The 11,120-nt window shown below is 73.9% G+C and carries 12 protein-coding genes; 8 read left to right on the top strand and 4 right to left on the bottom strand.

Annotated features, from left to right (window positions below; genetic code table 11):
- Positions 1-19 precede the first annotated feature (19 nt).
- Positions 20-1,738, top strand: coding sequence for an ABC1 kinase family protein (locus FHX39_RS19315; protein ID WP_183342295.1), 1,719 nt, complete (start codon positions 20-22; stop codon positions 1,736-1,738).
- Positions 1,739-2,014: 276 nt separating this feature from the next.
- Here the strand turns inward: FHX39_RS19315 and rocD are convergent, their stop codons facing one another.
- Together rocD and ddaH are read right to left on the bottom strand one after the other, a co-directional pair.
- Positions 2,015-3,271 (bottom strand): ornithine--oxo-acid transaminase, encoded by a 1,257-nt coding sequence (gene rocD / locus FHX39_RS19320; protein WP_183342298.1) that lies wholly within the window; start codon positions 3,269-3,271, stop codon positions 2,015-2,017.
- Complete coding sequence (gene ddaH / locus FHX39_RS19325; protein WP_332836988.1) at positions 3,268-4,155, bottom strand: dimethylargininase; 888 nt, start codon at positions 4,153-4,155, stop codon at positions 3,268-3,270. Before ddaH ends, rocD begins: the two co-directional genes overlap by 4 nt.
- Before the next feature lie 66 nt (positions 4,156-4,221).
- Between ddaH and FHX39_RS19330 the strand changes: the two genes are divergently transcribed.
- Genes FHX39_RS19330 through FHX39_RS19350 form a run of 5 tightly spaced genes read left to right on the top strand, consistent with a single transcriptional unit; the run spans position 4,222 to position 8,134 of the window.
- Positions 4,222-4,647, top strand: coding sequence for an Lrp/AsnC family transcriptional regulator (locus tag FHX39_RS19330; protein ID WP_232531572.1), 426 nt, complete (start codon positions 4,222-4,224; stop codon positions 4,645-4,647).
- A complete protein-coding gene (locus tag FHX39_RS19335) occupies positions 4,644-5,504 on the top strand; it encodes a putative protein N(5)-glutamine methyltransferase (RefSeq protein WP_183342302.1) in 861 nt (286 codons plus the stop codon). The genes FHX39_RS19330 and FHX39_RS19335 overlap by 4 nt, the downstream gene beginning before the upstream one ends.
- Positions 5,505-5,513: 9 nt before the next feature.
- Positions 5,514-6,371 (top strand): 3-methyl-2-oxobutanoate hydroxymethyltransferase, encoded by an 858-nt coding sequence (gene panB / locus FHX39_RS19340; protein WP_183342303.1) that lies wholly within the window; start codon positions 5,514-5,516, stop codon positions 6,369-6,371.
- Positions 6,368-7,255: a pantoate--beta-alanine ligase gene (panC, locus tag FHX39_RS19345; RefSeq protein ID WP_183342306.1), complete on the top strand. Its 888-nt coding sequence runs from the start codon at positions 6,368-6,370 to the stop codon at positions 7,253-7,255. Before panB ends, panC begins: the two co-directional genes overlap by 4 nt.
- A gap of 15 nt (positions 7,256-7,270) precedes the next feature.
- Positions 7,271-8,134: a hypothetical protein gene (locus FHX39_RS19350; protein ID WP_183342309.1), complete on the top strand. Its 864-nt coding sequence runs from the start codon at positions 7,271-7,273 to the stop codon at positions 8,132-8,134.
- A 78-nt stretch (positions 8,135-8,212) separates the two neighbouring features.
- Here the strand turns inward: FHX39_RS19350 and FHX39_RS19355 are convergent, their stop codons facing one another.
- Both FHX39_RS19355 and FHX39_RS19360 read right to left on the bottom strand, forming a co-directional pair.
- Positions 8,213-8,749: a GNAT family N-acetyltransferase gene (locus FHX39_RS19355; protein ID WP_183342311.1), complete on the bottom strand. Its 537-nt coding sequence runs from the start codon at positions 8,747-8,749 to the stop codon at positions 8,213-8,215.
- Between the two features lie 5 nt (positions 8,750-8,754).
- Complete coding sequence (locus tag FHX39_RS19360) at positions 8,755-9,243, bottom strand: ASCH domain-containing protein (protein WP_198424067.1); 489 nt, start codon at positions 9,241-9,243, stop codon at positions 8,755-8,757.
- Positions 9,244-9,272: 29 nt separating this feature from the next.
- Here FHX39_RS19360 and FHX39_RS19365 point away from each other — a divergent pair, with 29 nt between their 5' ends.
- Both FHX39_RS19365 and FHX39_RS19370 read left to right on the top strand, forming a co-directional pair.
- Positions 9,273-10,202 carry a diacylglycerol/lipid kinase family protein gene (locus tag FHX39_RS19365; RefSeq protein WP_183342313.1) on the top strand — a complete coding sequence of 310 codons (930 nt, stop codon included), beginning with the start codon at positions 9,273-9,275 and terminating at the stop codon, positions 10,200-10,202.
- A gap of 46 nt (positions 10,203-10,248) precedes the next feature.
- The coding region (locus FHX39_RS19370) for an NAD(P)H-binding protein (protein ID WP_332836989.1) at positions 10,249-11,120 on the top strand (872 nt) is incomplete at its 3' end.

An 11,120-nucleotide genomic window follows, 5' to 3' on the forward strand; every position in this document is an offset into this window, starting at 1 on the left:
GCCCGAGGCGGGGAGCCAGATGAGTGACATCGGCGGGGTGCTGATCCACCAGCGCCGTCGAGTCGTCGAGATCGTCGACGTCTTCGCCCGGTACGGCTTCACCCAGCTGGCCTCGGTGTTCGGAGCGGCCACCGGCGACGAGCCGTCCCGGTTCCCGCTCCACCGCGCCGGTCTGCGGATCGCGGGCCTCGCCGACCCGGAGCTGGTGGCGATGACGACCGGCGAGCGGCTCCGCGCCGCCCTGGCCGAGCTGGGGACGACGTGGGTCAAGCTCGGCCAGATGCTCAGCCTGCGCGCCGACCTCGTCGGGGCCGACATCGCCGCGGCGCTGAGCGGGCTCCAGAGCACCGTCCCGGCCGACGCCCCCGGCCTGGCCACCGCCACGGTCGAGTCCGACCTCGGCCACCCCGTCAGCATCCTGTTCTCGGCGTTCTCCGACGAGCCGCTGGCCTCGGGCTCCGTCGCCCAGGTGCACGCGGCGACGCTGCACGACGGGACCGAGGTCGTGGTCAAGGTCCTGCACCACGACGCCGACCGCAAGGTCAGGGGCGACGTCGAGCTGATGAAGGTGCTCGCCCGTTCGGTGGAGTCGCTCGACCCCGCGCTGGCCCGCTACAACCCCGTGGCGATCGTGGCCGAGTTCAGCGACCTGATGACCGGTGCCGTGGACTTCACCTACGAGCTCGCCAACCTCCAGCAGATCGGCGCCAACCTCGCGGTCGAGCCCGACATCGTGGTCCCGCAGGCCTACCCGGAGCTGAGCACGGCACGGGTGCTGACCATGACCCGGATCCACGGCGGCCCGGTCGACTCCCGGGCCAGCCTGGAGGCGTACGGCTGGACGGTCGAGCGGTTCGTCCAACGGACCAGCGACGTGTTCCTGGCGATGATCTTCCGCGACGGGATGTTCCACGCCGACCCGCACCCGGGCAACTTCCTCGTCGTCGACGCCGGGCACCTCGCGGTCCTCGACTTCGGCGACGTCGGCTACCTGACGCCCAGCCGCCGGCTCGACTTCCAGGCGCTGCTGCTGGCCATCTCCGAGCGTGACGCCGGCGACTTCACCCACGCGCTGATGGCCGTCACCCGCGCGTCGGTCGAGGTCGACGAGGACGTCGTCCAGGGCGACGTCGAGGAGTGGATGCAGCGCTGGCTGGGCGGCGGGGTGAGCGAGCAGGACCTCGGGCCGGCCCTGGAGAACCTCCTCGTGCTCATCCGCGAGGACCACCTGACCTTCCCCTCCGACCTGCTGATGCCGCTGCGCGTGCTGCTGCGGCTCCAGGGGCTGGGGCTCCAGCTGGGCAGCACCGTCCCGCTCGACGACATGCTGCGCCCGTACCTCACGCAGATGCTGGCCGACCGCTACAAGCCGGCCGCGCTGCTCAAGCAGGCCCGCCGCACGTTGCGGAGCTGGGAGCGCCTGCTCGGGCCGCTCCCCGACGAGCTCGCCGGGCTGGCCGTCCGGCTGCGCCGCGAGGGCGCCCAGGTCGACGTCAAGGTCCACGACCCCGACGAGGTGATCGACAAGCTCATCGACGGCCTGCTCGCCTCGGCCTCGATCGTCGGCGCCTCGCAGCTGCTGAGCCGCCGCACGCCGCCGACGGTGCAGGACTTCTCCGTCCCCGGCGTGGCCGTCGGGGTGCTGGCCGCGTACACCTGGCGCCGCCTCCAGGTCCGCCGCGTCTCCCACAAGCCGCTCCGGAACCGCGTCGTCGGCCTCATCAGCCGCCGCTTCTGACGGGTCCGTCCCCTTTCGGGAGCGCGCCCGTCCACGTCTGCTCGCCTTGCGCGAGTCTGCGCGAGTTCGAACGCGCGCAGACTTCACCAGAGCGAGCAGACGTGCGGGATGCAGGTCTGGGTGGCCCATGGACAGCCGATGGGTGACGCTCGGGGCGGTTGCTGCGTCCTTGTCCTTGAACCCGCGAAGGGTAGGTTGCCGCGTCATTGGGGGCCCGAAAGGCGCGGCAACCTACCTCTCGCGGGGGGGTGGGGAAGTGAGCCAGGGGCGTACGGGTCAGGCGGCGAGGTCGTGGAGGACGGCCTCGAGGGCGTCGAGGCCCGCGTCGAGCTGCTCCTCGGTGATGACGAGCGGCGGGGCGAGGCGGATGGTCGAGCCGTGCGTGTCCTTGGCCAGGACGTGCCGGCGGGCGAGGGCCTCGCAGACGTCGCGACCGGTGCCGAGGGCGGGGTCGACGTCGATCCCGGCCCACAGACCGCGCACGCGGACCGCGACGACGCCGTGGCCGACCAGGGCCTCGAGCCGCTCGCGCAGGTGCTCGCCGAGGCGGGTGGCGCGTTCCTGGATCTCGCCGGTCGCCAGCATCGCGACGACCTCGGCCCCGACGGCGCAGGCCAGCGGGTTGCCGCCGAACGTGCTCCCGTGCGTCCCCGGCTGGAGGACGCCCAGCACGTCGGCGTCGGCGACGACCGCCGAGACCGGGACGATGCCGCCGCCGAGCGCCTTGCCCAGCAGGTACACGTCCGGCACCACGCCCTCGTGCTCGCAGGCGAGCGTCCGGCCCGTACGCCCCAGGCCGGACTGGATCTCGTCGGCGATGAAGAGGACGTTCCGCTCGCGGGTCACCGCGCGGACGCCGGCCAGGTAGCCGGCCGGCGGGATGCGGACGCCCGCCTCGCCCTGGATCGGCTCGAGGAGCACGGCGACGGTGTCGGCGGTGATCGCGGCGGTCAGCGCGTCGAGGTCGCCGTACGGGACGGTGACGAAGCCGGGGGTGAACGGGCCGTAGTCGTCGCGGGCCTCGGGGTCGTCGGAGAAGCTGACGATGGTCGTCGTCCGGCCGTGGAAGTTGCCGCCGGCCACGATGATCTGCGCGCGGCCCGCGGGGACGCCCTTGACGCGGTAGCCCCACTTGCGGGCGACCTTGATGCCCGACTCCACGGCCTCGGCGCCCGTGTTCATCGGCAGCACCATCTCCTTGCCGACCAGCGCGGCGAGCACGGTGGCGAAGGGCGCCAGCTGGTCGTGGTGGAACGCGCGCGAGGTCAGGGTCACGCGGTCGAGCTGGGCCCGGGCGGCCGCGAGCAGGCGCGGGTGGCCGTGGCCGAAGTTCGTCGCGGAGTACGCGGCGAGGAAGTCGAGGTAGTCGGTCCCGTCGACGTCGGTCACCACCGCGCCGAGCCCGTGGGAGACCACGACCTCGAGCGGGTGGTAGTTGTGCGCGACGTGCTCCGACTCGGCCTCGAGGAGGGCGGCCGCGGCGGTCGACGGGGGGGCGGTGGAGCGCGTGGGGGTGTCCAGGACGGCGGTCATCGTGGGTCTCCTTCTTCTGAGCGGGCGGGGCGGATCTCCTGGGTGCAGCACTTGACGCTGCCGCCGCCGAGGAGCAGCTCGGAGGTGTCGATCTCGACGCAGACGTAGCCCCGGGCCTCGAGGGCGTCGCGCAGGTGCCCGGCGCCGACGGGCAGGAACACGTTCCGGCCGTCGCCGACCGCGTTGAGCCCGAAGGCGTACGCGTCGGCGTCGTCGGCCAGGACCGCGTCGGGGAAGCGGTCGGCCAGCACCGCCTGCGACCGTGCGCTGAAGGCCGGCGGGTAGTAGGCGACCTGATCGGTGTCGGAGTCGAGGACGGCCAGGGCCACGTCGAGGTGGTAGAACCGCGGGTCGACGAGCTCGAGGCTCAGCACCTCCCGGCCGGTGAGGGCGGCGAGCTCGGCGTGCGCGGCCAGGTTGGTGCGGAAGCCGTACCCGGCCAGGACGACCGACGACAGCACGGCGAAGTCGCCCTCGGCCTCGTTCACCGCCACCGGGTCGGCCAGCGCGCGCCCGCCGTAGAGCACCCCGAAGCGTGCGTGCCACGCCCGGTGCGCGACCGCCTCCGCCGCCCGTTGGGAGGTGGCGAAGCGGGCACCGAGCGTGCGACCGTCGACGACGGTGGCCCCGTTCGCCGCGAAGACCATGTCCGGCAGCCCCGGCACGGGGTCGAGCAGGTCGACGCGGTGCCCGGCCGCCCGGTAGGCGGCGACCAGCGCGGACCACTGGGCGTACGCGCGCTCGCGGTCGACCGGAAGGCGGGGGTCCATCCACGGGTTGATGGCGTACGTGACGTCGAACCAGGTGGGCGGGCACATGAGGTAGTGCCGAGGTCTGACCCGTCGCGGCTGCTGCTGCACGTGGGTCGGCACCGTGGTGGTCACACCACAAGAGTATTTCGGCGGTGCCGCAACAGCCGTACCATGACGTACGAAGTATTGGGAGGAACGTTGCGCATAGACGACATCGATCGCAAGATTCTTGCGATCCTCGGGGAGAACGGCCGGGAGAGCTACTCGGCCCTCGGGACCCGTATCGGGTTGAGCACGGCGGCCACCAAGCGACGGGTCGACCGGTTGCGCCTGGACGGGGCGATCCAGCGGTTCACCGCGGAGATCGCGCCGGTCGCGCTGGGCTGGACGATCGAGGCCTTCGTCGAGCTCTACTGCGAGGGCCGGGTCCCGCCGGACCGGATGGCCGAGATGGTCGCGACGATCCCCGAGGTGGTCCAGGCGTGGACCGTCACCGGTGAGTCGGACGGGATCCTGCTCGTCCGCGCCCGCGACGCGAGCCACTTCGAGAAGGTGCTCGGCCACATCCGTACGCACCCCGGCGTCAGCCGCACCCGTTCCGCGATCGTCCTCTCGCACCTGTGACCGAGGAGGAGCTCGTCCTCCGGCTGCGGGCGGCGGGGTGCGTGTTCGCGGAGGAGGAGGCGGCGCTGCTCCTCGAGCAGGCCGCGCTCGTGGAGCCGGGGAGCCGGGCGACCGAGCTCGAGCGCCTGGCCGTGGCGCGCGAGGGCGGGCTGCCGCTGGAGCAGGTGCTGGGCTGGGCCGAGCTCGCCGGCGTCCGCGTGGCGGTGGAGCCGGGGGTGTTCGTACCCCGGCGGCGTACGGAGCTCATGGTCGCGGCGGCGGTGTCCCTCGGCTCGGCGGCGGTCGCGTCGACCGGGCGGGAGGTCGTGCTGCTCGACCTCTGCTGCGGCTCCGGCGCCGTCGCGGCGGCCGTCGGGCACGGGCTGCGGGCGGGCGGTGCCGCGGTCGGGGTGACCGCCGCCGACGTCGACCCCGTCGCGGTCGGGTGCGCCCGGCGGAACCTGCCCGGCGCGCTGGTCCTGGTCAGCGACCTGTTCGCCGCGCTGCCGGACGACCTGCGCGGTCGCGTCGACGTCCTCACCGCGAACGTCCCGTACGTCCCCACCGGCGCGATCGCGCTGATGCCCCGCGAGGCGCGTGAGCACGAGCCGCGCCGCACGCTGGACGGCGGGGCCGACGGGCTGGCGGTGTTCCGGCGGGTGGCCGCGGAGGCCCCGGGCTGGCTGGCGCCGGGCGGGACGCTGCTGGTCGAGACCAGCGAGCGTCAGGTGCCGGCGGCGTTCGCGGTGCTGGAGCAGGCCGGGCTCGTGGCCGAGGTCCGGGTCGACGAGGACCTCGGCGCCGTCGTCGTGCTCGGGACCCGGCCTCCGGCGCCCGCCGAGCACGCGTCCGGGGGCGGGGTCCGGCCCCGACGGTAGGGTCGAAGGATGAGCGAGACCGCCGGCGGGGACCGCGCGCCGACGTCGGCGCGGAGGATCCGCCTGACCGATTTCGTCCGGGCCAAGCGCGAAGGCCGACGCTGGGCGATGCTCACCAGCTACGACCAGTACACGGCCTCGATCTTCGACGGGGCAGGGGTCTGGGCGCTGCTCGTCGGCGACTCGGCCGCCAACAACGTCTTCGGCTACGACACCACCCTGCCGGTCACGGTCGACGAGCTGCTGCCGCTCGTCCGGGCGGTCGTCCGGTCCACGCACCACGCGTTCGTCGTCGGCGACCTGCCCTTCGGCTCGTACGAGGACGGTCCCTCCCAGGCGCTGGAGACCTCCATCCGCTTCATGAAGGAGGGCGGCTGCCACGCGGTGAAGTTCGAGGGCGGCGTCCGCGTCGCCGAGCAGATCCGCAAGGTCACGGGCGCCGGCATCCCGGTCATGGGCCACATCGGCTTCACCCCGCAGAGCGAGCACCAGCTCGGCGGCTACCGCGTCCAGGGCCGGGGCGCCGGGGCCGAGCAGCTGCTCGCCGACGCGCACGCCGTGGCCGACGCGGGCGCGTTCGCCGTCGTCCTGGAGATGGTCCCCGGCGACCTGGCGGCCCAGGTCACCTCCGAGCTCGACATCCCGACCGTGGGCATCGGCGCCGGGCCCGGCTGCGACGCCCAGGTCCTCGTCTGGCAGGACGCGATGGGGCTGCGCCAGGGCACGATGGCGCGCTTCGTCAAGCAGTACGCCCACGTCGGCCAGGTCCTCGAGCAGGCCGCGGCCGCCTACGTCGACGAGGTGACCAGCGGCGTCTTCCCGGCGGCGGAGCACACGTTCCTCGACGCACCGCCCCCACGCGCATGAAGGTCGCGCGCAGCATCGCCGAGCTGACCGGGCTCCGTGACGAGATCCCCGCCACCCACCGCGTCGGCTTCGTCGCCACCATGGGCGCGCTGCACGCCGGGCACGCCACGCTGATCCAGCAGGCGCAGGCGCTGAGCGACACGGTCGTGGTGAGCATCTTCGTCAACCCGTTGCAGTTCGGGCCGGGCGAGGACTACGCCCGCTACCCCCGCCCGCTGGAGGCGGACCTGGACCGGTGCGCCGAGCTCGGGGTCGACCTCGTCTTCGTGCCGGCGGTCGGCGACCTCTACCCGCCCGGTCGCCAGGTCGCCGTCAGCGCCGGGACCATGGGCACGGTGCTCGAGGGCGCCGTACGCCCGACGCACTTCGACGGGGTCCTCACCGTGGTGCTCAAGCTGCTCAACCTCGTCCGCCCGCAGGTGGCCGTCTTCGGCCGCAAGGACGCCCAGCAGCTCGCCTGCGTGAGCCGCATGGTCGTCGACCTCAACCTCGACGTCCGCGTCGTCGGGGCGCCGACGGTCCGTGAGCCGGACGGGCTCGCGCTGTCCAGCCGCAACGTGTTCCTCAGCCCGGCCGACCGCGGCCTGGCGCTGAGCCTGGTCGACGCGCTGGAGAAGGCGGCGGCGCAGTCGGACCTCCCCTCTGCGCTCGACGCCGCCTGGGAGGTGCTCGACAAGGCGAGCCTGGACCCGGCGTTCGTCCTCGACTACCTCGCCGCGGTCAACCCGGAGACGTTCGCGGAGGTGGGCGCCGACCACGGGGGCGACGTGCTGCTCGTGGTCGCCGCCAAGGTCGGCGCGGTGCGGCTGATCGACAACATCACGCTGCACCACCCCGAGCCGCTCGTCCCGCTCACCGTCCCGCGGCTGCCCACGCCGCGCTGAGCCGGGGTCCAGCGCATGACGGACGTCGAGGACGCGGCCACCGAGCTCTACGCGCTGGCCCCCGAGGACTTCGTCGCCGCGCGCACCGCGCTGGTCAAGCGGGCCCGGGCGGCCAGGGACCGGCCGCTCGCGACCGAGATCGGGGCGCTGCGCAAGCCCACGCGGACCGCCTGGGTCGTGAACCTCCTCGCCCGCGACGACCCGGACGCGGTCGGGGCGCTCCTCGACCTGGGCGACGCGCTGCGGGCGGCGCAGGAGCAGCGGGACGGACCGGCGCTGCGCGACCTCTCGGCCCGCCGCCGGAAGGCGATCGACGTACTCGTCCGCCGCGGGACGACGCTGGCCCGCGAGGCCGGGCACCCGCCGACCGAGTCGACGCTGAACGAGGTCGCCCAGACCCTGCAGGCGGCCCTCGGCGACCCGGCCGTCGGCGCGCAGGTCCGCGGCGCGCGCCTGGCGGGAGCCGCGGTCTACGGCGGGTTCGGGGGTCCGGCCGAATCGGGGCCGGCGCCGGACGGGGGCGACGACCTCGCGGCGATGCTGGCGGCCTCCATGCCGGCGGCGAAGCAGGCCGGGGCGACGCCGGAGGACGAGGTCGCCGAGCGCCGCCGGCAGGCCGCCGCGGAACGTCGCGCCGCCCTCACCGAAGCCCGCGACGAGGCACGGGCCGCGCTCGACGAGGCCCAGACGGCCGCGGACGCCGCCACCGAGGAGGCCGACCGCCGCGCCGAGGAGGTCGACCGGCTCAAGGCGGAGCTCGCGCAGGCCGAGGACGCCGAGCGGGAGGCAGCCACGGCGGCCCGCGCCGCCCGCGAGGAGGTCCGGGACCGGCGCACCGCGGCCGAGGAGGCGGAGGACGCGCTCGCGGCGCTTCCCTGAGATCCCCTCACTCGGTCGGTCCGGGCCCTGGCCCGCACGCTCAGCACCGAGGCCGGCGCCGCATCGAGTGAGCGGATCTCAGGGCGTCGGACCGAGCTCCAGCACGTAGGCGACGTGGTCGCGCAGGCGGTGGCCCGGCGGGAACCGCGGGTGCTCGAACGGGCTGTGCTCGACCAGGCCGAGCCGGCGCATGACGGCGATCGAACGGACGTTCGCGGGGACGGTCATGGACCAGACCCGCGGGAAGCCACGTTCTCGCGCCACGCGAAGGCCCTCGGTCGCCGCCTCGGTGGCGTAGCCGTGACCCCAGGCCGCGCGCGACAGCCGCCACCCGATCTCCCACTCCCCCGCCCCCGGCGTGCCGACCGGCATCGGGTTGAGCCCGGCCCAGCCCAGCAGCACCCCGTCGGAACGCCGCTCCACCGCCCAGAGCCCGAGGCCGCGCTCCGCCCAGACCGTCCGGAGCCGGTCCATCAGGACGTCGCTGCCCGCCCGGTCCAGCACCTCGGGCAGGTGCTCCATGACCGCCGGGTCGCCGTTCATCGCCGCGAAGGCGGGGCGGTCGGCGTCGGTCCAGGTCCGCAGCCGGAGACGTTCCGTGAGGACTTCCTCCACCCCGGTCACCCGTCCGCCCGCTCGGGCGGCCAAACCAGCGCGAACCGCTCGAACACGACCTCCGGGTCCTCGTCCGGCGGCCGGCCCGACGCCGCGAACCAGCGGCGGAAGAACGCGCGGTGCGCGGCGAGCCAGCCGTCGCGCGTACGGTCGCCCTCGCCCTCGTCCCAGGCGAAGGCGTCGTCGACGCTGCTGAGCGGCCCGACCCGCACGTCGGTGGTCCGCAGGACGGCCGCCGGCGAACCGTCCCCCCGCAGGACCACGGCGTGGTCGCCCACGACCGGCACGGCGCCCTCCTCGAGGTAGTCGGCCCTTGCCCCCGCGGTCGCCCGCTTCGTCCCCGTCAGCACGAGGTCCACGAGCGCGTCGGCCATGCCGACGGAGTCGCCGAAGGCGTAGACGTCGACCGGCTCGCCGGTCGCCCCGGTCGCCGCGCAGAACGCGGCCCAGAAGGTCGCCACGGCCGTCCCACCGGGTCCCGTCAGTGCTGCCACCAGGGCATTCTCCCTCTAGGCTTTCCGCCATGACCGAGGCCCGCTGCGCTGTCGTGGCGAACCCCACGAAGCTGAACGAGATCGACTCCGCCATCGTGCGCGCCCGCCTCATGGAGGCCGGCTACGCCGAGCCGCTGTGGCTGGAGACGACGCCGGACGACCCGGGCCGGGCCATGACCGAGCAGGCGCTCGCCGACGGTGCGGAGCTCGTCCTGGCGGCCGGCGGCGACGGGACCATCCGCATGGTCGCGGCCGTGATGGCCGGGTCCGACGCCACGATGGCCATCGTCCCGGCCGGCACGGGCAACCTCCTGGCCCGCAACCTCGAGCTGCCGCTCGACGTGAACGGGGCCATGGCCGTGGCCGTCGGGAGCGACGAGCGCCGCGTCGACACCGTCGTGCTCACGGTGGACGGCGGCGAGCCCGACCGCTTCGCCGTGATGGCCGGCACGGGCATCGACGCGATGATCATGGACGGCGTCGACGAACGGCTGAAGAAGTTCATCGGCCCGGGCGCGTACTTCATCTCCGCGGGCAAGGCGCTCGGCAAGCTCCCCGTCCCGGTCCACGTGACGATCGACGGGCACCGTCACAAGCGCAAGGCGATCATCTGCCTGATCGGGAACTGCGGCGAGCTGACCGGCAACCTCGAGCTCATCCCCGGCGCGCAGCCGGACGACGGCCTGCTCTACCTCTACGTCGCCTTCCCCTCCCGCCCGAGCCACCTGCTCAAGGCGCTCGTCCGGCTCGTGACCCGCCGCCCGCAGAAGGACGACCACGTCCGCGTCTGGTCGGGCAAGAAGGTCGAGATCCGCCTCGAGGAGAAGGACTCGTACGAGCTGGACGGCGACGTCGTGGGCGAGGGCCGGGTGCTGCAGGCCGAGGTCGACCCGGGCTCGCTGCGGATCAGGGCCAAGGCCCCGCATCGCAGCCTGGAGGCCGCACCGAAGAGTGCGTGACGGACCGTACGCTCGCAGGAGTCCGTCGACAGGTGAGGAGCAGGACGTGCCGCTGACCATCACGGTGACGGGCGCCTCGGGCTTCGTGGGGTCCCACCTCTGCGAGGCGCTGGTCGAGGCCGGCCACACGGTGCGCGCCATGACCCGCCACCCCGACACGTACGACGGGGCCGGCGAGGCCGTCTACGGCGACGTCTCCGACGCCGAGAGCCTGGGTCCGGCGCTGGACGGCGCGGACGCCGCCTACTACCTGGTGCACTCCCTGGACCGCGAGGACTTCGAGTCCGCCGACGCGAAGGCCGCCCGCGACTTCAGCGCCGCGGCGGCGAAGGCCGGCGTCCGGCGCATCGTCTACCTCGGCGGCCTGGGCCGCGAGGACCAGGACCTGTCCGCGCACCTTCGCTCGCGCCGCGAGGTCGAGAAGCTGCTGGGCGGCGACGGCGTCCCCGTCACCGTCCTCCGCGCGGCGATCGTCGTCGGGCACGGCGGCATCTCCTGGGAGATCACCCGCCAGCTGGTCGACCACCTGCCCGCGATGGTCGTGCCCTACTGGACGAGCACCAAGACGCAGCCGATCGCGCTCGCCGACGCCGTCGCCTACCTGGTCGGGGTGCTCGAGCCGGCCGAGGCCGAGGGGCGCGTGTTCGAGATCGGCGGGCCCGACGTCCTCACGTACGCGCAGATGATGCAGCGGGCGTCGCAGGTGATCAAGAACCGGCCGCTGCCCATGCTGGTAGTCCCGCTCCTCACGCCCCGGCTGTCGTCGCACTGGCTGGCCTTCGTCACCGACGTCGACACCGAGACCGCCCGCAACCTCATCGACTCGATGAGCAACGAGGTGGTGGTGACCGACGACTCGATCAAGACGGTCGTACGCCGGCGGCTCTTGACCTACGACGAGGCGGTCCGGGCCGCCAT

Origin of the sequence: Microlunatus antarcticus, assembly GCF_014193425.1 — a bacterium.
In the GTDB taxonomy this organism is placed as follows: domain Bacteria; phylum Actinomycetota; class Actinomycetes; order Propionibacteriales; family Propionibacteriaceae; genus Microlunatus; species Microlunatus antarcticus.